Source organism: Paraburkholderia sp. BGA-UO-ETr-F21 (assembly GCF_059567925.1).
This window is the reverse complement of record NZ_JCAQOY010000040.1, coordinates 874950-898568: the sequence shown is the minus strand read 5'-3', so window position 1 is coordinate 898568 and position 23619 is coordinate 874950. Positions and strand designations below refer to the sequence as shown.

The following is a 23619-nucleotide window of genomic DNA, read 5'->3' as shown; positions in this document are numbered from 1 at the left end:
ATCACTCCTCGTACGATGACAGCGACGAACACGCGCCGCATTTGCCGCAACCCGCCTTGATATCGCTTGAACGCATGGCCGCGGCATTGAGCATGCCGCCAAGCGGCTGCAAAACCGACTTCATGAATTCGGGCGTAGGTGCCGGATGATCTTCGAGCGGTGTGCCGCTGATCGGCACGAACGGCACGACGAATGGATAGACGCCGATCTCGATCAGTTCGCGCGACATCCCGAGAATTGATTCGGCACTATCGCCCAGGCCCGCGAGAATATAAGTGCTGACCTGTCCGCGTCCGAACACGGCCACCGCGGCTTCGAACGCCTCCATGTAGCGCGACAGCGGCACGCTCGCCTTGCCGGGCATGATGCGTTCGCGCAGCGCGGGCGTGACGACTTCGAGGTGCATGCCGAGTGTGTCGATGCCGCTCGCTTTCATGCGCGCGAACCAGCGGTCGTCGTCGGGCGGCTCGCACTGCGCCTGGATCGGCAGATCGACCGCGGCCCTGATCGCGAACGCGCTCTCACACAGAATCTGCCCGCCGCGATCCGGCGTGGGCGGTGTGCCGGTGGTCAATACCATATGCTTCACGCCGTCGAGCAACACGGCCGCGCGCGCCACTTCCGCCAGTTGCTCAGGCGTCTTGCGCGCAATCGTGCGCCCCGCTGCGAGCGATTGCCCGATTGCACAGAACTTGCAGCTCTTGCGCCGGCTCTCGTAGCGAATACAGGTTTGCAACACGGTGGTCGCGAGCACGTCGGCGCTATGCAACGTGGCGATATGCGAATAAGGCACGCCGTCGAGTGTCTGCATGCCGTAGAAACGCGGCGACTTCGGGAAGCTGATATTGGCGATCGGAATCGTGCCGCGCAGCAGCGCGCTCGACCCACTCGCATCCGGCGTCTGCGCGACGAACGGCGAGTGCCACGCGGTGCTCGTATGCACGGGCACCATGATCGTCACGCCATCCACCGTTACTGCCTTGTGGTCGGACGGACCCGCGCCGCCGCGGCGGCTGGCCGCGCCCGCATCCGGCGACACGAGCCGCAAGCCGGCCGACTGCAATTCAGTCATCAATTGCCGGCTCTGCGCCGACAGTGATTCGCTGGCGCTCATCGCACCCTCCTTCGGTTGAATTGAAATCGGCGCTCGGGACGGACGGCCACGCCGGCATCGGCGCCACGGTTTCCGCGGGCCGCCGGTTGATCGCAAGACTCAGCAATTCGGGACGCGCGTAATGGCCGACCGAATCCATCATGCGTTTGCGCTTGGTGATCAAGGCCATGTCGAGATCGGCGATCACCATGCCTTCGCCCTCGCGTAACGGCTCGGCCAGATGCTGCCCTTCCGGCGAGATGATCGCGGTGTTGCAGCCGCCGCGCAGCGCCTTCTGCAGATTCGTATCCGGGGTGACGGACGCAATCTGCGCTTCGCTGAGCCATCCCGTCGCGTTGACGACGAAGCAACCCGATTCCAGCGCGTGATGCCGGATCGTCACCTCGATCTGATCAGCGAAAATCGGCCCCACCAGCGAACCGGGAAACTGGCTGCAATGAATCTCTTCGTGCTGCGTCATCAACGCATAACGCGCGAGCGGGTTGTAATGCTCCCAGCAGGCGAGCGCGCCCACGCGCGCCACCGCGGTGCGCGCCACCGTCAGACCGGCCGCGTCGCCTTGCCCCCAGATCATCCGCTCATGAAATGTGGGCGTGATCTTGCGGCGCTTGAGCACGATCTGGCCATCCACGTCGAAAATCAACTGCGTGTTGTAGAGGCTGCCGTGATCGCGTTCGTTGACGCCGAGCACCACTACCATCCGATGCAAACGCGCCTGCTCGGCCACCGCCTGTGTCACGGGGCCCGGCACCACCACGGCCTCTTCATAGAGCTTCATGTGATCGGCGCCGGAAGCGACGGGCGGCCGTACGAAAGAGAAGTACGGGTAATACGGCACGAAGGTTTCGGGAAATACGATCAGTTGCACGCCTTCGCGCGCCGCCTGTTCGATTGCCTCGCAGACCTTGTCGAGCGTGCCGCCGCTGCGCTCGAAGTCCGGTGCGATCTGGACCGCCGCGGCGCGCACGATGCGTTTGCCGGTCGTTTTATCGGACATAGTGGTCACTCGCCTCTCGTCAGACCGTCCACGTATGGATGATCAGTGCGTTGTCCTTGCGATGAAGCAACTGGATGTCGAGCACATCGAGCGGGCTGATTGGACGAATGCCTTCGATCAGCGAGGCCTCGCCGTGTCCATATAGCGCCTGCAGCGCGAAGCGGCACGCGTAGACCTTGCCGCCTTCTTCCATGAACTTCATCAGTTGCTTGTTGAAGTTCAGATGGCCGGGGAACGCTTCGTCGCCCAGTGTCGGAAAGCCGCGTTGCAGACCGAGCGTCACGCCCGGTCCGTACAGCAGCACCGATGTCTCGAAGCCCTTGCGTTGCAGGCGCGTGGCCTGCAATAGATTGACGAAGCCGATCGAGCCTTCGAACGCGACCGTGTGGAACGTGACGAGCGCCTTCTCGCCGGGTTCGGCTTTCACGTCTTCGAAGACTTTCTCCTCATAGTCGACAAGGTAATCGCCTTTCTGATGCAGCGGTTTGTTGACGGCTGGCATGGCACTCTCCGATCAGGGTTGCTAAGTAAAAGATGGCGCGCGTTCAGGTTGTGCGCGCTTCCTCCAATGCAACGGCCGTGCCATTGATCGACCCCGCGAATGCGATCAATCCGCGATCAATTCCGCCTCGATTCGAAGTGCGACTCGAAAATTTTTTGGGCGCGAAGGTTGCATACAGTTCCGACATCCCGTGCAAACGCTGTTGGTGCGGCTTTACCGCACCAGCCAAGTGCGATTCGCGCAGTCCAACGTGTCGGCATGGTGCAGTCATTCACCACAGTCGATCAATCCAATCATTGATCGCATGCGAATGCGATCATCTTTTCCAACGTGAATAGAGACTCGAAGGCAATGAGCAGCCCGACACATCACTGGATCAAACGTCTTGCCGACATTCGCAAGCCGGCTTATCTCGCGATTCCCGATCTGATCGAAGAAGATCTCGCCACCGGGCGGCTGCGTCCGCGCGACCGCTTGCCGGGACTGCGCGATCTCGCCGAAGAACTCGCGCTGAACTACACGACAGTGGCGCGCGCCTATGCCGAAGCGCGCAAGCGCGGCCTGCTCGATTCGCGCGCCGGCAGCGGCACGTTCGTGCGAGGCCGCACAGCCACCTTGCCGCTTGCGGGCGGCAGCAGCATCGAAATGTCGATGAACACGCCACCCGAGCCGCCCGATTACGCCATGCGTCTGCGCGACTCCGCCGCGCGCCAGATGGCCGACAGCGATCCTTATCAGTTGCTGCGTTACCAGGACTTCGGCGGCTCGGCGGCGGACAAGGATGCGGGCGCCGAATGGCTGAGGCGCCGGGTGCCGCATTGCGACGCGCAAAACGTGCTGGTGTGCCCCGGCATTCATAGCGCGCTGGTGGCGCTCGTCTCGCAGCTCGCGCGGCCCGGCGGCACCATCTGTCTCGATGCGCTCGCCTACCCCGGCATCAAGGCGATCGCCGCGCAACTCGGTGTGCGTCTGCAAGCGCTGCCGCGCGACGACGAAGGACCGCTCGCTCACGCGTTCGAAGCGCTCTGCAAAACCGACAAGCCGAGCGCGTTCTATTGCAATCCGACGCTGCAGAATCCGAGCACGCTCACGCTCACGCACAAACGGCGCGAGGCGCTCGCCGACGTAGCGTTGCGCTACAGCGTGCCGATCATCGAAGACGATGCGTATGCCATGCTGCCGCAGAGCGCGCCCGACGCGCTCGCGAGTTTCGCGCCCGAACTGACGTATTACGTGACGGGCCTGTCCAAGAGCTTCGGCGCCGGCTTGCGCGTCGCGCATCTGCATGCGCCGACGCCGCGCCAAACGCAGCGGCTAGCCGGCGCGTTACGCGCGACCACGGTGATGGCGAGTCCGTACACGGTCATGCTCGCGACGCAATGGATCGCGGACGGAACCGCGGCGGAGATGCTCGGCGCGATCCGCAACGAATCGCGCGCACGCCAGGCCATTGCCGCGCGCATGCTCGAAGCGTGGCCTTACGAAGCGCATCAGGATGGTTTTCATTTGTGGCTGCCGGTGCCGGTGGAAAGCGGCTGGAGCGCATCCGAACTTGCCTTGCAGTTGCGCAATCAGGGCATTGCCGCCGTGGCGGGCGCCGCGTTCTCCACCGACGGCAATCCGCCCAATGCCATGCGCGTGTGCCTCGGCGGATCGAAAACGCGTGACGAATGCGCACAAGCGCTGCACATCGTGGCGGAGACTCTCGACCATCCGCATCATCTGCATTCGCCGGTGATGTGAAACGATCCATCCGATCGCGCGTTATTGTCATACGAATACAACGACGTGCGCGAAGCCACTTACTTCTGCATGCGACACTCCGCCGCATGCGGCACCCCTACGTTTGGGGTAATTGAAAGGATTCGCTGCTCAAGTCGGGCCTGCTCAGGCCGTATACCGCAGGTGAGGCCCCCGCCTCGCCGACTCCGGTTTACCGCTCACCCCCAAAGACTCCCGACATGTTCACCTCCATTCGCGCGCGCATCGTCGCCCTATGCGTTGCTATCGTTGTGGTTGCGCTCGCTGCCAACGCGGTTCTCAACTACGTCGTCGCCAACTCGTATAACGCCGATGCCATCGACAGCAGCCTGACCTCGGTGGAAAGCGGTCACGCGGCCGGCATCAGCGACTGGGTTGCCGCCAACACCCAGATGATCAACTCGCTGCAGGACGTGGTACTGCAACCCGATCCGTCCGCTGCGTTAAAGCAGATCGCCGCGGCCGGCAAGTTCTCGAACGTGTATGTCGGCTATGCGGACAAGACCTCGAAGTTCTCCGACCCGACCGGCATTCCGGCGGACTACGATCCGACCGGCCGCCCCTGGTACAAGCAGGCCGCCGCCGCTGGCAAGCCGGTTGTAACGCCGCCCTACGTGGACGTGGGCACAGGCAAACTGGTGGTGGCATTCGCGGCGCCGGTCGTGCGCGACGGCGCGGTAAAAGGCGTGGTGTCCGGCGACGTGGCGATGGACAGCGTGATCGCCAACGTCAAGGCGATTCATCCCACACCGGCGAGCTTCGGCATGCTGATCGACGCAAGCGGCCATATCGTCGCGCATCCGGATCCCAAGCTGACCTTGAAGCCCGTCTCCGATGTCGCGCCCGGTTTGACCGGCGACAAGCTCGCCGCCCTCTTCAGCGCCGACCGTCCGCTCGACATGGACGTGAATGGCAGCACGAAGCTGATGCGCGCGCAAGCGATTCCCGCCACTGACTGGTACGTGGTCGTCGCGCTCGACAAAGCCGAAGCAACCGCCGGCATGCGTTCGCTGCTGACCGCTTCGATCATCGCGCTGATCGTGATCGCCGGCATCGCCGCCGCCATCGTGGCGGCGGTGACCGCGGTGTCGTTCCAGCGTCTTTCGAAAGTGCGCGATGCCATGGACGCCATCGGCTCCGGCGAAGGCGATCTGACGCAGCGCCTGCCGGCCGTCGGCAACGACGAAGTCGCACAGATCGCGCGCTCGTTCAACACCTTCATCGACAAACTCAGCCACGTGATGCGCCAGATTCGCGACGCCAGCGAATCGGTGCGCGTGGCCGCCAATGAAATCGCCGCGGGCAACGTCGATCTGTCGGGCCGCACGGAATCCGCTGCCGCGAGCTTGCAGCAAACTGCGGCATCGATGGAAGAAATCACCTCAACGGTCACGCAATCGGCCAGCTCCGCGAAACAGGCCGACAGTACCGCCGTTTCCGCCTCGCAGGTCGCCTCGCGCGGCGGCGTGGTGATCTCCGAAGTGATTGCGACGATGGGCGAGATCCAGCATGCGTCGGTGAAAATTTCCGACATCATCGGCGTGATCGACGGCATTGCGTTCCAGACCAACATCCTCGCGCTGAATGCCGCGGTGGAAGCCGCGCGTGCAGGCGAACAGGGCCGCGGCTTCGCGGTGGTGGCCGGTGAAGTGCGCAGCCTCGCGCAACGCAGCGCGCAGGCCGCGAAGGAAATCAAGGCGCTGATCGAAGCAACCGTGGCCAGCGTTTCGTCGGGTTCGGGCCAGGTGCGCCAGGCCGGCGAGACGATGACTGAGATCGTCAGCAACGTCGCTAACGTAACGACCATCATTTCCGAAATCACGCAGGCGGCCAACGAGCAGACGCGCGGTATTCAGGAAGTCAACCGCGCGGTCAGCCAGCTCGACGAAATGGTGCAACAGAATGCCGCACTGGTCGAAGAATCCACGGCGGCGGCGGCCGCACTGCAGAGCCAGGCCGTGAGCCTCGCCAGTGCAGTGACGCAATTCAAACTCGATTAAAAGCCAAAGTTGGAATCCTGCAGTGACGTTCTATAGAAATCTGAAAATCGCCGTTAAATTGGCGTTGCTCGGCGCGGTATTGTTGGCCGCGACGATGGTCGTGGGTCTCGAAGGCTGGCATGCGTTGTCCAGAACGCATGCGCTACAAATCCAGTCCGCCCAATCGCTCAGCCAGTACGCGCAAGCCGCCGATACGGCGCGCGTCGCGCAGGTCGAATTCAAGAAGCAGGTGCAGGAGTGGAAGGACCTGTTGTTGCGCGGCGCGGACCCGGCCGCCTTCGCCAAATACCGTGATGCCTTCAACAGGGAAAGCGGAACGACGCACGCTGCCCTGCTGCGCCTGAAGGATCAGTTGAGCGCATTGGGCGCGAGCGTGGACGGTGTCGACAAGGCGCTCGCCACGCATGCATCGCTGCAGGACAGTTATCTCGACGCGCTGAAACACTACGACGCCGCCGATCCGAACACGGCGCACGTGGTCGACGCTCTCGTAAAAGGCATCGACCGCGCGCCGACCGCCGCTATCGACGATATCGTCGCCACCGTGATGCAACAGGCGCATGACTCCAGCGTGCGCACGAGCGAAGCGGCGGAGCAGGCCTACACGATCGCGACCGTGCTGTTGCTGTCGGTCGTTATCGGTTCGCTCGGCGTCGGCGCTTTCGCGATCTGGTTCCTGAGCCGCAGCATCACGGTGCCGGTCAGACAGGCGGTGGGCGTCGCGCAGGCGGTGGCGGCAGGCGATCTGCGCGCCGACGTGCCCGTGGTGAGCCGCGACGAAACAGGCCAGTTGCTCACTGCCCTCAACGACATGAACCAGCGCTTGCGGCATATCGTCAGCGAGATCCGTGAAGGCGCGCATACGATTTCCACGGCCACGCAGGAAATCGCCGCAGGCAACCTCGACCTGTCGGCGCGTACCGAGCAGCAGGCGGCCTCGCTTGAAGAAACCGCCGCGTCGATGCAGCATTTCACCGACTCGGTTCAGCGCAACGCCGCCAACGCCCGCGAAGCCACCACGCTCGCGCAAACCGCCGCGCATGCCGCGCGTGAAGGTGGCGTTGTCATGAGCGACGCGGTGCGCACGATGGGCCAGATCGATGCGGCGTCCAAGCGTATCGTCGATATCATCGCAGTGGTGGAAGCCATTGCGGCGCAAACCAATATCCTCGCGCTCAATGCAGCGGTCGAAGCCGCGCGCGCCGGCACGCAAGGGCGCGGCTTCGCGGTGGTCGCGAGCGAAGTGCGCAGCCTCGCGCAACGTTCCGCCGACGCCGCACGCGAGATCAGGACGCTGATTCGCGAGTCGGTGGCCACGATCGAAGCCGGCACGCAACTGATCAACCACGCGAGCACGACGATGGACGGCGTGGTGGAAAGCGCCGGCAGCGTGACGCGTATCGTCGAGTCGATCGCGACCGCGAGTGTCGACCAGGCAACCGGCATCGCGGAAGTCAACGACGCCGTCACACAGATGGACCAGGCGACGCAAAGCAACGCGGCCTTGGTCGAGCAGGCGGCGGCCGCGGCCGACGCGGTGCAAAGCAAGGCATCCGGACTCGTGCAAAGCGTGAGTTTCTTCAGGCTGGGCGCCGCGGCCTGACGGAGCAGCGCCGTGCTCGTCGCGCGGCGCCTGTTGCTCCAGTTGCAGCGTAAGTGGATGAAGCGGCGCGCCACGCGCCGCTTACGACTCGAAGTCGAGTCCGCCGATCAGGGCGACCGGCTCGGCCTGCGTATGCGAGAGAAAGTCCAGCTCGCGCGCATGATTCCAGGCCGCGAGCTTGCGCGGCAGCGCGGCCAGATAACCAGCAAAACGCGACGGCCCTTCGGCCCCCATCAGCCTCTCGATTTCGTCGCTGTCCCAGGTCAGATACAGATTCAACGGATGGGGGTACAGTCCCATGTCCTCAATCGGCGTGGCATGAATCCGCACGCGGGTGGGATGCCCGTGGCCGCCGTAAGGCAGCACTTCGGTATGCACGGTGGTGGCGAAACAGGCGGCAATGGCCTCGGCGATGCGAGGCGCGAACTGTTCATCGAAACGGGCGGCATTCTCCGGACGCATCCATGTCTCCAACGTTGTGCGGAATGTGCGAAACATCCTAGCACGCGGTCCGGTGCGCGCTTCCTGTCTATCCGCTGCGGATTCGCGTCGCCCTTATTCGTCAAACTGTCTTCAGAATTCGCGGCTTCGCTTCGCTCGCCACAGCCGCAGCCGAAGCCGAAGCCACCGGCCCGGGAACCGCGCCGGGTTCATCGACGTCCTTCTCCGTGCGCATGGACAGATAGCGCAAACAGCACACGCGCAGGAACGACGCGAAGTTAGTCGGCAACTCGCCCCGCAGCGCGATCAGTTCGTCGTACAGTTGCACGGCGAACTGACTGGTCGTCATGTTCTCGCGCGCGGCGATTTCGTGCAGTACGTCCCAGAACAGATTTTCCAGCCGGACCGTGGTGATCACGCCGTGAATGCGCAGCGAGCGCGTGCGCGACTCGTACAGGATCGGATCGGCGTTGATGTACACCCTACACATGGCGTTACTCCCTGATTTCGGGCAGGCGTGCCGTGGCGCCCTTCATGCAGCCACGGCACGCCGCCCGCGTTCGACAACATACGCCGGCATTCACCGCTCGACAATTGCCTCGAACCCGAACGCCGCCCTGCCCCGTCGGACCGCTTTATACCGCGCGTTTGTTCATTTGCGCCGCAATATGATCGGCCTGGCGGATCGCCAGCGTCACGATCGTCATGGTCGGATTTTCCGCCGCGCCGGTGGTGAACTGGCTACCGTCCGAAATGAACAGGTTCGATACTTCATGCGTCTGCCCGAACCGGTTGCACACGCCGTCTTCGGCGCGCGCGCTCATGCGGGCCGTGCCGAGGTTATGCGTGGACGGATACGGCGGCACGCGATACACCGTCTTCGCACCCGCCGCTTCGTACACCGCGGTGCCCTGCCTGTACGCGTGCTCGCGCATCGCTTCGTCGTTCGGATGATCGTCGAAATGCACGTTGGCGACCGGCTGGCCGTACTGGTCCTTCACGTCGGTATTCAAGGTCACGCGATTGCTCTCGCGCGGCATATCTTCGCCGACGATCCACATGCCCGCCGTGTACGCGTATTGATCCATTGCCTGGGTGAAGGTCGGACCCCACGCGCCAGGATTGAGAAAGGCCGCGTAAAACGGCAGGCCGAGCGACACGGTCTCCATGTGATAGCCGCCTGCGAAGCCACGCTGCGGATTGAACGCCGCCTCGTCCTCGATGATGCCGGCCATCGTGGTGCCCTTGAACATTTCCACCTTGTCGTTGAACACCGCGTACACCGAGCCCGTGGTATGACGCATGTAGTTGCGGCCCACCTGCCCCGATCCGTTCGCGAGGCCCTGCGGGAACCTGCTCGAATGCGAGTTCAGCAGCAGGCGCGGCGTTTCGATCGAGTTGCCGGCCACCGCGACGATGCGCGCCTTTTGCCGCTGCAGCTTGCCGTTGCCGTCGTAGTAGAGCACCTCCTTCGCCTTACCGCGCGCGTCGGTTTCAATGCGCACCACGTGGGCCTGTGTGCGCAATTCCATATGGCCGGTGGCCTGGGCGCGCGGCAATTCGGTGTAGAGCGTCGACCACTTCGCGCCAGTGCGACACCCCTGAAAACAGAAGCCGCGCTGGAAGCAATGCGCGCGGTCGTCACGCACCACGCTATTGATCGCCATGTGCCCGGTATTGCAGTCCTTGTAACCGACCTTCATCGCGCCGGCCGACATCACCTTGAAGTTGTTGTTGCCTGGCAGGCCCGGCAGACCGTTGGTGCGCGTAATGCCCATCTTCTGCTGCGCGCGGTCGTAGTACGGATCGAGTTCCTCGCGCGTGAGCGGCCAGTCGAGCAGATTGGCATCCTTGATAGCGCCGTAGGTCGTCTTCGCCTTGAACTCGTGCGGCCTGATCCGCAGACTCGCGCCGGCCCAGTGCGTGGTCGTGCCGCCCACCGTCTTGCAGATCCAGGCGGGGAGATTCGGAAAGTCTTTGGCGATGCGCCAGGTGCCCGAGGTGGTGCGTTTATCGAGCCAGGACAGCATCTGGAACGAGCCCCACTCGTCGGTTGTGAAATCGCCTTGCGTGTGCAGCTTGCCCGCCTCCAGCACGACGACGTTGATACCCTTCTGCGCCAGTTCGTTGGCAAGCGTGCCGCCGCCGGCACCCGAGCCGATAATCACGACGACCTTGTCGTCGTTGTGCGAAAAACGCACCTTGTTGTTGTCCTGATCCATGTCCTGTCTCCTCTATTGACCCGAGTTGGGCTGCCGGCCAGAGTCGGCGCTTTAGCGCTTACTCGAGTCCCTTGGCGCATGACTCCGGTCCTATGCATGATGGTGACTGTCGCAGCGGTTAGCTATCCGTCGGAATCGGGCCGCTGGCGGCGGCCGGCGGATTGGGCAGCCACGAGAGACTGTTGAAGCCCTTGTACAGGTAGCCGCCATCACCTTCCGAAGCGCCGTAGCCGAAGTGCGCATACGCCATGGTGTTGGCGTATAGCGAGACCACCGCGGTGCCGCGTATCGTGTTGAAGAACGGTGTGCCCGCGAGCGCCGCGACGTCTTGCGCCTGGTCCGCCGGCGTGCGTTTGAGCCAGTCCGAACCCGCTTGCGCGTCGAGCTGTTTGACACCATCGGCGAGTTGCTGGCGCACCGCCGGATCGGCTTTCGCTTTGGCGTCGAGGTCCTTGACGACCAGCGCGTAGACCGCGTTGTCGAGCGTGGGGTGCGGATAGAGCTGCCGCGTGAAGGCCAGAATCACTTCGCCCTGGTGCGTGTCCAGTCCTTGCATTTCGAGGGCCCAGGCGCGGCTCGGCGCGAAGGCCGACAACACCGAAGAAGCCGCCAGCGTGCCCATCAGCACGCCGGTGCCTTTCAATAGCTCGCGCCGTGTAAGCGGAATCCGCAATGCGGCGGTGGCGGCGGTGGCGGCCTTCGCCGCGCCATGCTCACCGGGGTGCTCGTGAGTATGCTCGTGCCCGTGATGATGCGCATGATGTGCGTGACCGGACGCGACGATCGGGATGATCGTTGTCTTCATGTCTGTCTCCTTTGTCGACCGGAGCAAGTGCAAAGCACTTACTCGGTCCCATCTAATCTGGTTGCTGTGGGGTACTGCAACTCCACGCGGTGACCGCCTGGATTGCTTTGACTATTGATAGTGGCCGAAGCGTTCCAGCACTTCGATCTTGTAGCCGTCAGGGTCCGGAATGAAAAAGTAGCGCGCCAGCAACTCGCCGTTGTCGTTGTGAAACTCGCGCAGATCGTTGGGCGCCATGCCGAGGTCGAGCAGACGCTGCCGTTCGCTCTTTGCGTCGTCCACGCAGAACGCAACGTGGCCGTAGCCGTCACCATGCGAATACGGTTCCTCCCGGCCTTTATTCCAGGTGAGTTCTATTTCGGCGTCGGCCTCCTCGTTACGCAAGTAGACGAGCGTGAAGTCCGGAAAGTCGAGCCGGTGCGATATGTCCAGATTGAAAGCTCTTTGATAGAACTGCAGCGAGCGCGGCAGATCGTGCACACGGATCATCGTGTGAATGAGTTTGGCCATCGGTGTCCCCTCCTGTTTGAACCAAGTTTAGGAGGCCGCGACCGCGAGTGGTAATGCACGGCTAAATCGCGCCAGGGACTTGCCCTATGTTGCGGGCGCGTCGACGGCATGCGCCTGCCGCACGTAATAGCGGCGCAAATGGCGATGAGCATGACACCCCTTCAAGTTGCAATGCAGCATGCGACGCAATTCGAGCGCTGTTTGCTGAATGGCATTAGGGCAAAACCCGACATGGACCGCGTGAAAAAGCGCGGCTGGTGAAGTCCATTCGTTTTTGCTCTGCACTCGTGCACACGCGCTCGAGTTTCCATAAGATTCGAGTGTGAATACCTTCTTGACCGACGGGCGCTGTAGCAACCCTGCATCGCCCGGCTGTGGAGCGTCGTGCGTTATGGAATTCGATACGAAAGTCGCGATCATCGTGCTGGACGATCTCGCTGTGTGGCAAAAACTCAATGTGACCGCGTTTCTCGCAACAGGAATCGCGGGCGCGGCGCCTGAGGCAATGGGCGAGCCTTACGAGGACGCGGCTGGCCGTCGGCATGCGCGGCTGCTCGGCCAGCCGATGATGGTGTACCAGGCGGACAACGCAGGCTTGCAGCGCGCGCTTCGTCAGGGTATCGAACGTGAATTGACGCGTGCCGTGTATGTACGCGCGATGTTCTCGACCGGTCACGATCAGGCGAACCGGGAAGTGTTCCGCGCCGAACCCGCTGATGCGCCTGATCTCGTCGGGCTTGCGGTGCGCGGACCGAAGAAGGCGGTCGACAAAGCGGTGAAAGGTCTCTCGCTGCATGACTGAGACGCAGCGATCGCTTATCGTGCTTCAGAGTGCCGGACTCGGGCCGCGCTCCAGATACGTAGTCAGCGCGATATAGCTGCGCGTGCCGGTAAAACCTTCGATCGCGTGAATGCGCGCAAGCAGCTGTTCGAGCGATTGCGTGTTACGTGTGCGGACTTTGAGCAGCATGGCGCTCTCGCCCGTCACAGTGTGAATCTCCTCGACTTCCGGCAGTTCTTCCAACGCCAGTAGTTGCCGCGTCACCGCCCAACTCGTCGTATCGACATGCACGAACGCGAGTAACGGACGATTCAGTTTGGCGGCATCGAGTGCGGCGACAGTGGCCTTGATCACGCCTTCCTTCTTCAAGCGCCTCGCGCGCTCGTGGACGGCGGGCGCCGAAAGAAACAGCAGTTTGCCGAGTTCCGCATAAGTACGCGTCGCGTCTTCGGCGAGCAGCGCGAGGAGCCTCCGGTCGGTGTCGTCCAGTGGCGCCGCGCCGGGTTGCGCGCCCGAATCTCTCGGCGCCCTGCCGCCGCGCGTCGCCGGTTGACGCTGGCGCGTGCTCATCGCGGCTCGGGTTTTGACACGGGATTCTCCGCGCCTTGTCCGAGTCCTTCGCGCAGCGCCTTGCGGATCACCTTGCCGGTCGCCGTCAGCGGCAGGCTGTCGACAAAGCGAATCTCGCGCGGATATTCGTGCGCGGCGAGACGCGTTTTGACGTGCTGCTGTATCTCACGCACGAGCGCCGCGTCGCCGACAAAGCCGGGGTTCAGCACCACGAACGCCATGACGATCTCCGTGCGCTCGCGATCCGGCGCACCGATCACGGCCGCCATCGAAACAGCCGGATGACGCAGCAGCGAATCTTCGATCGAAGCCGGCCCGATCCGGTAACCCGCGCTCGTGATCACGTCGTCGCCACGGCCGACAAAACGGATAAAGCCGTCCGCGTCGCGCGTACCCAGGTCTCCGGTCACCAGAAACTTGCCGCGGAATTTCTCGCGCGTCGCCGCCTCGTTGCCCCAGTAGCCGAGAAACATGACCGGATCGGGCGCGGCTACGGCGATATCGCCGATCGCACCGGGCGGCAGTTCGTTGCCATCCAGATCGACGATCGCAACATGATGCCCCGGCACCGCGCGCCCGATCGCGCCGAAGCACGGCTCGAACAGCGCCGCGCACGACGACACCACGACGTTGCATTCCGTCTGCCCATAGAACTCGTTGATGGTGACGCCCAGCGCCTTGCGGCCCCAGCCGATCAATTCCTCGCCGAGCGATTCGCCGCCGCTCGCTACCGAACGCAACGCGAGATTCCAGCGCTCGGGACGTTCGACGCCGCGCATCATCTTCAGCGCGGTGGGCGGCAAAAACGTATGCGAGACCGCATGACGCGCCATCAGATCGAAAGCGGCCTGACCGTCGAATTTCGCAAAGCGGCGCGCCAATACCGGCACGCCGTGATGCCACGACGGCAGCAGCACGTCGAACAGGCCGCCGATCCACGCCCAGTCGGCGGGCGTCCACATCAGCGTGGCGTGCGCCGGAAAACCCTGCTGCGATATTTCCACGCCGGGCAGATGACCGAGTAACACGCGATGCCCGTGCAACGCGCCTTTCGGTTTGCCGGTCGTGCCGGAGGTATAGATGATGACGGCGGGATCGTCGGCGCCGGTGTCGGCGGGCGTGAAGTCCGCGCTCGCGTGGTTCAGCGCGTGCCAGAACGAACGCACGGGCGATTGCGGATCACCATTGTCCTCAGCGATATCCACGCTGAAAACAGTGCGTAGCGCAGGCAATGCCGCGCGGATTTCGTCGACCTTGCACATGCCGCCTTGATCGGTAATCAACGCTACCGCGCCGCTATCGCCGAGCCGGTGTTCGATCGCGTCGACACCGAATAGCGCGAACAGCGGCACGGCTACCATGCCGGCCTTGTAGGCGGCGAGATGCGCGATCGCCGTTTCGACAGACTGCGACAGGAAGATGCCGATGCGGTCGCCGCGCTGCGCGCCCGCTGCGAGCAACGCATTGGCGAAGCGGTCGGACAGCACCTTCAACTGGTCGAACGTATAGCGGGTGGCGTTGCCCTCGGGATCTTCGTAGATCAGCGCGAGACGCCCGGAGCCGTCGGCCCATTTATCGCACACGTCGACGCCGATGTTGTAGCGCGCCGGGATCTGCCAGGCGAAGTTTGCCGTCAACGATTCGTAGGTCTGGCCGTCGAGGTTCATGGTGTTAGCTCCTGCAAGCCGGCCGGCGGTTGATAGCGCGGGAAGCCGTTATATTCGATCGTACGCTCCGCTTGCGGAAGCGGCCATGAATGGCGAGCGTTCGGTACGCCGCCGTCGACGCGGATCACCGTGCCGTTGATGAACGCCGAGGCCTCCGACAACAGAAACACTGCAGCGCTGGCGAGTTCGGATTCGGTGCCGAAGCGCTGCAGCGGGACCTTGTGCTTGAGCGTGCGCAGCAGCGCCTGGTAGTCTTCGTTGTAGCTGTCCATACCCGCCGACGCTATCCAGCCCGGTGCGACGGCGTTGACTCTTACCCCCGCGTGACCCCATTCGCATGCGGCGGTTTCGGTGAAATTCCATACACCCGCGCGGGCCGCGCCCGAGTGCCCCATGCCGGGCATGCCGCCCCAGATGTCCGCCAGCATGTTCACGATCGTGCCGCCGTGATGTTCCATCCATTGCGTATAGCACTCGCGGGACATCAGAAACGTGCCGTGCAGGTTGTTGCGCACGACCGCGTCCCAGCCGTTCAACGAAATCTTTTCAAGCTTTGCTGGGAATTGGCCGCCCGCGCAGTTGAAGAGGCCGTCTATGCGGTGCAGGTCTGCCACGATCGAAGCGATCGTTTCACGTACCTGTTGCTCGTTGCGAATGTCGCAGGAATAAATCTTGTGGCCGGCGGTGTGACGGTGATCTTCGGCCAGTTCGGTTTGCACCGTTTTCAGCTTGTCTTCGCTGCGGCCGACCAGCGCCAGGGTCGCCCCTAACGACGCGAGTTCGTGCGCCGTGCATCGGCCTAAGCCACTGCCCGCACCGGTGACGATAATCACTTTGCCGGCGAAAAGGCCTTCGCGGAAAACTGAACGGTAGCCGCTCGCTGGCGGCAATGTACTCGACGAAGCTGCGGGCATTCGGCTGTCTCCTCCATGTGCTGCGCTTTCGATGTTTGTTGAGTTTAGCTCAGGTCTTTATCCTGTGCTGCGTTAGATGGTTAATTTTATTTGCATCATGTTAGTCTTTGCACGGCCGCATTCCTTGAGCTAGACTCAACTCACCAAATCACAGCATCGCCCGGCTCTCTCGATGACCACCTCGGCCCTTTCCCGCCGCGTGCCCGTGCAGGCGCGCTCCGAACAGCGACTCAAGGCGATTCTGGAGGCGGCCCGGCTCGTCTTTTCCGAAGTCGGCTATGCATCGGCCACCATGACGGAGATCGCCGGGCGTGTCGGCGTGTCCGAGGCGACGATCTTCACGTACTTCGCCAGCAAGCGCGATCTCTGCGTGCGCGTGCTCGGCAATTGGTACGACGAGATCATCAGCCAGGTCGAAAGCGAATTGCCGCTGATCGCAGGCACGCGCCACAAGTTCGCGTACCTCGTGCGCACGCACCTCTACCGGCTCACCGTCGACGGCACCGGTTTGTGCGCGCTCATTCTTTCCGAAGGCCGCGAGAAGGACGACAAGTTCGGCGACGTGATCGTCGAACTGCAGCGCCGCTATACGGCGCCGATGATGAACGTGCTCGCCGAAGGCATGGCGAGCGGCGATATTCGCGGGGATATGCCGCTCGGCCTGCTGCGCTCGGCCGTATATGGCCCGATGGAACACGTGCTGTGGGACGCGGTGCGCAAACAGAAAGCCGTCGATATCGAAGCCACCGCCGCTTCGCTGAGCGATCTGCTATGGCAAGGACTCGTGCCGCCCGATGCGCAGCAGGCCGCGTTGCGGCAACTGCGCAGCGATGTTGTCGGTGCGGTGAAGCGGTTCGAGGCGGCGGCGTTGAAGTGACGGTGCCGCGGCTCAAGTGAGGCGTTGCCGTGGCTGCCGTGAATCGAACTCATGGTTTGTCACGGGCGGCAGCTGCATGATCATATCGAGCGACGCGCGTCCCCTTCCCGCACGGCAGCGGCCATCGCACCTCCTTCCGTCGCACTCGCCTCACTCACCGAGCCCGCGCCCGCCGGCCGTGCCAACGCCGCCCTGAGCCTGTCGCGATCCAGTTCCTTTTCCCACGCCGCGATCACGATCGACGCCACGCCGTTACCCATCGTATTCGTCAGCGCCCGGCACTCGGACATGAAGCGGTCGATGCCGAGTATCAACACCATGGCCGTCACCGGCACGGTCGGCACCACTGAAAGACTCGCGGCCAGCGTGATGAAACCCGCCCCCGTGACGCCCGTCGACCCTTTGGAGGTCAGCATCGTCACGGCCAGCAGCGTGATTTCCTGGGTGATCGTCAAATGGGTATTGGTGGCCTGCGCGAGAAACAGCACCGCAAGTGTCATATAGATATTGGTGCCGTCGAGATTGAACGAGTAGCCGGTCGGCACCACGAGTCCGACAATCCCGCGCGAGCAGCCGAGCCGTTCGAGCTTGTTCATCAGTTGCGGCAACGCCGCTTCGGACGTGGACGTGCCGAGCACGATCAGCAACTCGTCCTTGATGTACACGACAAAGCGCCACAAGCTGAACCCGCATGCGCGGGCAATCAGGCCGAGACCACACGAGACGAACAGAAACGCGGTCAGATAGAACGTGCCGATCAGTTTCAGCATCGGCAGCAAAGAGACGATGCCGTACTTGCCGATCGTGAACGCGATCGCGCCGAACGCCCCGATTGGAGCGAGGCTGGTAATCATGCGCACGATACGAAAGAACGTTTTCGACAGCAATTCGATCAGGCCGATCAGCGGTTTGGCGGGTTCGCCCATCACCGCGAGCGCGGTGCCGAACAGCATCGCGATCAGCAGCACCGGCAGGATGTCGCCCTGCGTGAAAGCGCCGGCGAACGTCTCGGGAATGATGCGCATGAAAAAACCCGCGAGCCCATCACCATGCGCGGCTTGTGCGGCGTAACCCGCGATCGCGCCGGCATCGAGCGTGGCGGGATCGACATTGAAGCCGACGCCCGGTTTCAGCACATGCGCGGCGAGCAATCCGATCGCCAGCGCGAACGTCGACACCACTTCGAAATACAGCAGGGCTTTGCCGCCGACGCGCCCGACCTTGCGCATGTCGTGCATGCTGGCAATCCCGGTCACGACCGTGCAGAAAATCACCGGGCCGATGATCATCCGCACGAGTTTGATGAAGGCGTCGCCGAGCGGCTTCATCGCCACGGCGTCCGTGGGCAGAAAGTGCCCGAACGCCACGCCGATAACGATCGCCACGATCACCTGCACATACAGCACCTTGTAGAACGGCTTGCGTTTCATGTCTCCTCCGTTATTGCGGGCAAAGCGCGTCCCTTCCCTTCTGGCGGGGAATCCGTCACGCGCGGTTCGATTGATCGGCGGCGAAGATGCCGCCATGGCGTTACAACACGGCGGCCCAGCTATGCCGTGCCAAGTGATCCCGCTCGAATGCTTCGATATCGTGCAATGAAGCGAGCGTGAGATCGATGGTGTCCATGCCTTCCATCACCATCCGTTTATGACGGGCGCCGAGCGGGAACGCGAACACGCGCCCCGCGGCGGACGTCACTGTTTGTCGTGCGATATCGATATGTAATGCCGCTGCGGGTTGCGTGGCCGCGTCATGAAGCAGGAGGTCGATCGCGTCGCGTTCCAGTTGAACGAGCAGCAAGCGGTTGTTCATCGCGTTCGAATAGAAAATCTCCGCGAAGCTCGGCGCGATGACCGCTTCGAAACCGGCTTGCTGAAGCCCCCACACTGCGTGCTCGCGGCTCGATCCGCAGCCGAAGTTCGAGCCGCCGATCAGAATCCGCGCGTGGCGATACTCAGGCCGGTTCAGCACGCAAGCGGCACGCGGCTCGCCTTGCGCGTCGAAACGTAGATCGTAGAGCAGGCCGTCCTTGAGCCCGGCCTTGTCGATGATGCGCAGAAACTGCTTCGGCATGATCTGGTCGGTATCGAGGTTTTCGATCGGCAACGGCACGGCGCTCCCATGGATTTCAGCGAGTCGGGTCATCATGGCTGCGTCTCCAGTGTGCGAACGTCGGTGATGCGCCCGGTCAGGGCGGCCGCCGCGGCCATTGCCGGACTCATCAGGTGAGTGCGGCCGCCACGGCCCTGGCGACCTTCGAAGTTGCGGTTGGTGGTGGACGCACAGCGTTCGCCGGGCGCCAGAAAATCGTCGTTCATCGCGAGACACATCGAGCAGCCCGGCTCACGCCACTCGAAACCGGCCTCTTGCAAGGTGGCCGCGATGCCTTCGGCTTCCGCCTGGCGGCGCACGCTGCCCGAACCGGGCACGACCATCGCTCGCACGCCCTGCGCGACGTGCCGCCCTGCTGCGATCGATGCGACGACGCGCAGGTCTTCGATGCGTCCATTGGTGCATGAGCCGATGAACACGCGATCGATCGGCGTGCCCGCTATCGGCTGATCCGCATCGAGACCGACATAGTCGAGCGCGCGGCGCAACGCGGCGGCGGCTTCCGGTGTTGCCTGCGCGGACGCGGTGGGAATCCGTTCGTCGACGGCAATGGCCTGGTCGGGACTCGTGCCCCATGTGACGAACGGCGCCACCTCGTGCGCGTCGAATCGATGTTCGATATCGAAGTGCGCGCCGGGATCCGTTTTCAGTTCGCGCCAGTCGTCCAATGCGGCACGCCATGCGGCCTCGTCGAGCGAGGCCGCATGGGTCCGCACATAGTCGAACGTGGTGGCGTCGGGTGCGATCAGCGCGGCACGCGCGCCTGCTTCGACTGTCATGTTGCACAACGTCATGCGCGCTTCCGCCGACAGCGACGCGATCGTCGGGCCGGCGAACTCCACCGCATAGCCGCGCGCGCCCTGTGCGCCGATGCGGCTGATGACCCACAGAATCAGGTCTTTCGACGAAGTGCCGTATGGCAACGCGCCGTCGATCGTGATACGCATGGTCTGCGCGATGCGATAGACCAGCGTCTGGGTGGCGAGCACATGCTCGACCTCCGACGTGCCGATGCCGAAACCCAACGCGCCGAGCGCACCATACGTGGTGGTGTGGCTGTCGCCGCACAGCACGACCATGCCCGGCCTGACCAGCCCGCGCTCGGGCGCGACGATATGCTCGATACCTTGCAGCGGATCGTTCGCCGCGTGCAACGCGATACCGGCCTCCGCGCAGTTGCGCGCCAGGTTGTTCGCCAGCAGCGACGACGCGGCATCGCGGATCACGCGGGGCGATTCAGCATGCGTCGGAATAATGTGGCTGACCACCGCAAGCTGCTGCTTCGGCCGGCGTACGCGCCGCACTTTCTCGGCCAGCGCGCTAAAGGCCTGCGGGCTCGTGTACTCGTTCATCAGATGCAGATCGACGTAGAGCAGCACGTTCTGTTCGTCGACACGCGTCACGACATGCGAGTCGACCAGCTTCTGGTAAAGGGTTCGGTTTGACATGATGAATGCTCGAACGGCTAGGCTTGCAGGAACGGAAGAACGCGTTCGAGCAGCAACTCGGGCGCTTCCTCGGGAATGTAGTGACCGCAAGGCAGTGCTTCACCGCTTACGTGAGCCGACCATTGCCGCCATTCGGCGAGCGGCTCGAAGCATTGTTCGATCACGCCATGGGCGCCCCACAACGCCAGCAGATCGCATTCGATCTTTTGCCCTTCAGCGAGCGATGCGCGGTCATGTTCGAGGTCGATTGTGATGCTCGCGCGGTAGTCCTCGCAGATACCGTGTGCGGTGGCGGGGTCGCTCAGGCAGCGCAGATACTCGGCGTAGGCCGCATCCGTAAACGGAGCGAGTCCGGCGCTGCGCGCGCCGATGGTCTGCTTCAGGTAGAGATCGGGGTCCGCGCGAATCAGCGTCTCGGGAAACGGCGCGGGCCGCACGAGAAAGAACCAGTGCCAGTAAGCGCGCGCGAAGTCGAACGAGGTTTGTTCGTACATCGCAAGGGTCGGCGCGACATCGAGTGTCACGAGTCGCGTCACCGTGCGCGGGTGATCGAGCGCCATGCGAGCCGCGACGCGCCCGCCACGGTCGTGGCCGATCACGGCGAAGCGGCTGAAACCCTGCTCGCCCATCAGCGCGACCTGATCGGCGGCCATCCTGCGCTTCGAATAATTCGCGTGGTCATGGCTGCCTTGCGGTTTGCCGCTGTCGCCATAACCGCGCAAATCGGCGGCGATCACCGTGAAGTGCCGCGCCAGCGTCGGCGCAACCTTGTGCCAGATCGCGTGAGTCTGCGGATGCCCGTGCAACAGCAGCAAAGCCGGCCCCGTGCCGCCGCGGACCGCGTTGATGCGGATTCCGTCGATCTGCGTCGAAGCATCCGTGAAATCTTCAAACATCGTTGCCTCCCATGTTTGAATGAAGTCTAATTGATGCCTACAACGATAGGGTTTCTCTTAAGGCAATCCGGAATTAACTTTTAGGAACGAATCGATGGACGGCTTTTCCGACCTGAATCTGTTCGCGCTGGTCGCACGTCACCGCAATCTGGCTGCGGCTGCCCGCGAGCTCGGCGTCACGCCGCCGTCGATCAGCAAGCGCCTTGCGCAACTCGAGCAGCGCCTCGGCGTGCGGCTCGTGAACCGCACCACGCGGCGCGTCAGTCTGACGGCGGAGGGCGAAATCTATCTCGCGAACGGCTCGCGCATTCTCGACGACCTCGCCGAACTCGAACAACTGGTCACCCAGAGCCGCGCCGAACCGGCCGGGCTGTTGCGAGTGAACGCGTCGTTCGGGTTCGGTCGCGCGCACGTCGCCCCGGCGATCTCGCGTTTCAGCGAGCGTTTCCCGTCGATGAAGATTCAATTGCATCTGTCCGACAGACCGGTCAGCCTGCAGGAAGAAGGCTTCGACCTCGGCATCCGCTTCGGCGAAGTGCCGGACGCGCGCATCAATGCGCGTTTGCTGCTGGAAAACCAGCGCCTCGTGTGCGCGGCGCCGGTTTATCTGAAGCGCCACGGTGTGCCGGCAATGCCGCACGATCTCACGCGCCATGCGTGCCTCGTCTTGCGCGAGAACGAATCGGCGTATGGCACGTGGCATTTCTCGCGCGGCAAGAAATCGGAGACGGTGAAGGTGGACGGGCCGTTGAGCAGCAACGACGGCAGCGCGGTCCTCAAGTGGGCGCTCGACGGCCGCGGCATCGCCGTGCGCTCGGCGTGGGAAGTCGCCGGTCATTTGCAGCGCGGCGAACTGGTGCCGCTCCTCACCGAGTGGAAGCTGCCGAGCGCGGACATTCACGCCATCTATCTGGAGCGGCACCGCCTGTCGGCCAAGCTGAGAACGTTTATCGACTTTCTCGGCGACGAATTGCGCGAGAGCGTTCGGCGCATGTAGCGAGTCATCGGCCGAATCGGGTGAATCGACGAAGTGCGCGTTACCCGGTTCGCTTGTTCCGCTGTTGCGCCCGGTTGGCACGCCAGCGCAGCACAAACCCGACGAGCGCGGCAAAAGCGGCGGTCGCCGCGTAGCCGGCGAGGCGAATCGCGTCTTCACTGGGCAAGCGGGAGATCATCAGCACGGCCACGGCGAGTGCAAGCACGGCTGCAAGTCCGATGATCCATTTCATGTCAGGTCTCCATTGCCACGGTTTTTATCAGGTGAGCACCGCTGTTCCCGCTGTTCCCGCTGTTCCCGCTGTTCCCGCTGTTCCCGCTGTTCCCGCTGTTCCGTTAAGCATACCTGTGCGCCGCTCAAGATAAATCCGCAGTTTCTCTATGACGTCACGCATTATTCAGCCGCGTCGCTCCCTGTAGCCGAAGACACGGGCAACCCTCTCCCCGCCCCATGTGCCTGCTGCAAGATGAAATCGATGAACGTCGCGGCCGCGCGCGTGTGATGCCGGTTCGGCATATACAGCATGTACATGTGCGTGCCGAAGATGCTCAAGCGCCATTCGTCGAGCGCGGTCAATATCTCGCCACGGCGCAGGTCGTCCTGCACCACGTAATCCGGCACGAGGCCCACGCCCAGTCCGGCGAGCACCGCCTCGCGCAGGAACAGAAAGTTCTCGGAGATGAGGGTCGGCTCCAACAGCACTTCGTGCCGCTCGTCGCGCAAGTAAGCGGCCACGCGCAACTGCCTGCCGACCACGGCCGCTGTAATCAGCGGCGCCGTGCGCAGATCGTCGAGTTGCTTCGGCATCCCATGCGTTTCAGCAAAGGCCGGCGACGCACACGCCACGTATCTGACCGGCCCCATGTCGCGCGCGACCAGGTTTTGCGGCGGCTCGGACATCACGCGCACGGCGATATCGACTTCGTCGCGCATCAGGTCTTCAACGCGGTTCTCGAACATCACGTCGAGCACGATGCCGGGATAAAGCCGCTTGAACGCAATCAGCCACTCCGACATGACGAGTTGCCCGTAACCGCTCGGCACGCTCAACCGTACGCGGCCCTGCAGGCTTTGTCCGAGCGTGGCGACGGATTCGCGCGCGGCGAGCAGCGCATTCTGGATCGTGCGGCCGTGCTCGTAGAGCTGCAAGCCGATCTCGGTCGGCTCGACCCGGCGCGTGGTGCGTCTCACCAGTTGCAGGCCGACAGAACGCTCCAGCTGGTTCAGGTGATAGCTCACGTTCGCGCGGCTCATTTTCAGCCGGCGCGCGGCTTCGCTGAGATTGCCGGCGTCCAGAATGTCTACCAGCAAGGTCAGGGAATTGACGTCCATGACGGCACCTTTGTCAAAATAAATTTGACAGTCTGTCAACCGCCCATGTGATTGTCAATAAACCTTGACC

The 23619-nt window shown here is 63.2% G+C and carries 23 protein-coding genes; 6 read left to right on the top strand and 17 right to left on the bottom strand.

The genetic code is table 11. The features are described from left to right. Position 1 precedes the first annotated feature (1 nt). Genes AC57B1_RS36485 through AC57B1_RS36475 form a run of 3 tightly spaced genes read right to left on the bottom strand, consistent with a single transcriptional unit; the run spans position 2 to position 2613 of the window. Positions 2-1072, bottom strand: a complete 1071-nt coding sequence (locus tag AC57B1_RS36485) for an MSMEG_0568 family radical SAM protein (RefSeq protein ID WP_496420340.1) — start codon at positions 1070-1072, stop codon at positions 2-4. Beyond that, positions 1065-2111, bottom strand: a complete 1047-nt coding sequence (locus AC57B1_RS36480; RefSeq protein WP_408184630.1) for a Nit6803 family nitrilase — start codon at positions 2109-2111, stop codon at positions 1065-1067. Before AC57B1_RS36480 ends, AC57B1_RS36485 begins: the two co-directional genes overlap by 8 nt. 19 nt (positions 2112-2130) lie before the next feature. After that, complete coding sequence (locus AC57B1_RS36475; RefSeq protein WP_054040483.1) at positions 2131-2613, bottom strand: MSMEG_0572/Sll0783 family nitrogen starvation response protein; 483 nt, start codon at positions 2611-2613, stop codon at positions 2131-2133. 351 nt (positions 2614-2964) lie between these two features. Here AC57B1_RS36475 and AC57B1_RS36470 point away from each other — a divergent pair, with 351 nt between their 5' ends. The 3 genes from AC57B1_RS36470 to AC57B1_RS36460 all read left to right on the top strand — a co-directional run bounded on the left by AC57B1_RS36470 (position 2965) and on the right by AC57B1_RS36460 (position 7977). Beyond that, complete coding sequence (locus AC57B1_RS36470) at positions 2965-4356, top strand: aminotransferase-like domain-containing protein (RefSeq protein ID WP_408184631.1); 1392 nt, start codon at positions 2965-2967, stop codon at positions 4354-4356. 218 nt (positions 4357-4574) lie between these two features. After that, a complete protein-coding gene (locus AC57B1_RS36465) occupies positions 4575-6374 on the top strand; it encodes a methyl-accepting chemotaxis protein (RefSeq protein WP_496420119.1) in 1800 nt (599 codons plus the stop codon). Between the two features lie 22 nt (positions 6375-6396). After that, entirely contained in the window at positions 6397-7977 is a 1581-nt protein-coding gene (locus tag AC57B1_RS36460) for a methyl-accepting chemotaxis protein (protein WP_496420118.1), read from the top strand. Between the two features lie 81 nt (positions 7978-8058). Here the strand turns inward: AC57B1_RS36460 and AC57B1_RS36455 are convergent, their stop codons facing one another. The 5 genes from AC57B1_RS36455 to AC57B1_RS36435 form a co-directional block, all read right to left on the bottom strand. Continuing rightward, positions 8059-8439 carry a DUF5594 family protein gene (locus AC57B1_RS36455; RefSeq protein ID WP_091792742.1) on the bottom strand — a complete coding sequence of 127 codons (381 nt, stop codon included), beginning with the start codon at positions 8437-8439 and terminating at the stop codon, positions 8059-8061. A 100-nt stretch (positions 8440-8539) separates the two neighbouring features. Further along, complete coding sequence (locus AC57B1_RS36450; RefSeq protein ID WP_496420117.1) at positions 8540-8908, bottom strand: ribbon-helix-helix domain-containing protein; 369 nt, start codon at positions 8906-8908, stop codon at positions 8540-8542. 145 nt (positions 8909-9053) lie between these two features. Continuing rightward, on the bottom strand, positions 9054-10640 hold the full coding sequence (locus AC57B1_RS36445) for a GMC family oxidoreductase (RefSeq protein ID WP_408347394.1): 1587 nt from the start codon (positions 10638-10640) through the stop codon (positions 9054-9056). Between the two features lie 118 nt (positions 10641-10758). Beyond that, on the bottom strand, positions 10759-11445 hold the full coding sequence (locus AC57B1_RS36440; RefSeq protein WP_408300531.1) for a twin-arginine translocation signal domain-containing protein: 687 nt from the start codon (positions 11443-11445) through the stop codon (positions 10759-10761). 111 nt (positions 11446-11556) lie between these two features. Continuing rightward, the gene (locus AC57B1_RS36435) at positions 11557-11955 is read right to left on the bottom strand and encodes a VOC family protein (protein ID WP_496420116.1); all 399 of its coding nucleotides are present in this window, start codon (positions 11953-11955) and stop codon (positions 11557-11559) included. A 391-nt stretch (positions 11956-12346) separates the two neighbouring features. Here AC57B1_RS36435 and AC57B1_RS36430 point away from each other — a divergent pair, with 391 nt between their 5' ends. Continuing rightward, entirely contained in the window at positions 12347-12757 is a 411-nt protein-coding gene (locus tag AC57B1_RS36430) for a DUF2000 family protein (protein WP_408185838.1), read from the top strand. A 24-nt stretch (positions 12758-12781) separates the two neighbouring features. On the opposite strand, the gene AC57B1_RS36425 is transcribed toward AC57B1_RS36430, so the two are convergent. From AC57B1_RS36425 to AC57B1_RS36415, 3 genes are read right to left on the bottom strand one after another with little or no spacing between them, the layout of a single operon-like run. After that, positions 12782-13306, bottom strand: coding sequence for an Lrp/AsnC family transcriptional regulator (locus AC57B1_RS36425; protein WP_091792736.1), 525 nt, complete (start codon positions 13304-13306; stop codon positions 12782-12784). After that, entirely contained in the window at positions 13303-14973 is a 1671-nt protein-coding gene (locus tag AC57B1_RS36420) for an acyl-CoA synthetase (protein WP_496420115.1), read from the bottom strand. Before AC57B1_RS36420 ends, AC57B1_RS36425 begins: the two co-directional genes overlap by 4 nt. Then, positions 14970-15887 (bottom strand): SDR family oxidoreductase, encoded by a 918-nt coding sequence (locus tag AC57B1_RS36415; protein WP_496420114.1) that lies wholly within the window; start codon positions 15885-15887, stop codon positions 14970-14972. Before AC57B1_RS36415 ends, AC57B1_RS36420 begins: the two co-directional genes overlap by 4 nt. Positions 15888-16059: 172 nt before the next feature. On the opposite strand from AC57B1_RS36415, the gene AC57B1_RS36410 reads away from it, so the two are divergent. Further along, complete coding sequence (locus tag AC57B1_RS36410; RefSeq protein ID WP_496420113.1) at positions 16060-16764, top strand: TetR/AcrR family transcriptional regulator; 705 nt, start codon at positions 16060-16062, stop codon at positions 16762-16764. Positions 16765-16844: 80 nt separating this feature from the next. Here the strand turns inward: AC57B1_RS36410 and AC57B1_RS36405 are convergent, their stop codons facing one another. The 4 genes from AC57B1_RS36405 to AC57B1_RS36390 all read right to left on the bottom strand — a co-directional run bounded on the left by AC57B1_RS36405 (position 16845) and on the right by AC57B1_RS36390 (position 21220). Further along, the gene (locus tag AC57B1_RS36405) at positions 16845-18194 is read right to left on the bottom strand and encodes a dicarboxylate/amino acid:cation symporter (protein ID WP_496420112.1); all 1350 of its coding nucleotides are present in this window, start codon (positions 18192-18194) and stop codon (positions 16845-16847) included. A gap of 100 nt (positions 18195-18294) precedes the next feature. Beyond that, positions 18295-18909, bottom strand: coding sequence for a 3-isopropylmalate dehydratase small subunit (gene leuD, locus AC57B1_RS36400; RefSeq protein ID WP_496420339.1), 615 nt, complete (start codon positions 18907-18909; stop codon positions 18295-18297). Next, positions 18909-20324 (bottom strand): 3-isopropylmalate dehydratase large subunit, encoded by a 1416-nt coding sequence (gene leuC, locus AC57B1_RS36395; RefSeq protein WP_496420111.1) that lies wholly within the window; start codon positions 20322-20324, stop codon positions 18909-18911. Before leuC ends, leuD begins: the two co-directional genes overlap by 1 nt. 17 nt (positions 20325-20341) lie before the next feature. After that, positions 20342-21220, bottom strand: coding sequence for an alpha/beta fold hydrolase (locus AC57B1_RS36390; RefSeq protein ID WP_496420110.1), 879 nt, complete (start codon positions 21218-21220; stop codon positions 20342-20344). 94 nt (positions 21221-21314) lie between these two features. Between AC57B1_RS36390 and AC57B1_RS36385 the strand changes: the two genes are divergently transcribed. Beyond that, complete coding sequence (locus AC57B1_RS36385; protein WP_496420109.1) at positions 21315-22217, top strand: LysR family transcriptional regulator; 903 nt, start codon at positions 21315-21317, stop codon at positions 22215-22217. A gap of 40 nt (positions 22218-22257) precedes the next feature. Here AC57B1_RS36385 and AC57B1_RS36380 read toward each other — a convergent pair whose 3' ends face one another. Further along, on the bottom strand, positions 22258-22449 hold the full coding sequence (locus AC57B1_RS36380; RefSeq protein ID WP_496420108.1) for a hypothetical protein: 192 nt from the start codon (positions 22447-22449) through the stop codon (positions 22258-22260). 161 nt (positions 22450-22610) lie between these two features. Then, positions 22611-23549, bottom strand: coding sequence for a LysR family transcriptional regulator (locus AC57B1_RS36375; protein ID WP_408347360.1), 939 nt, complete (start codon positions 23547-23549; stop codon positions 22611-22613). Between the last annotated feature and the right edge of the window lie 70 nt (positions 23550-23619).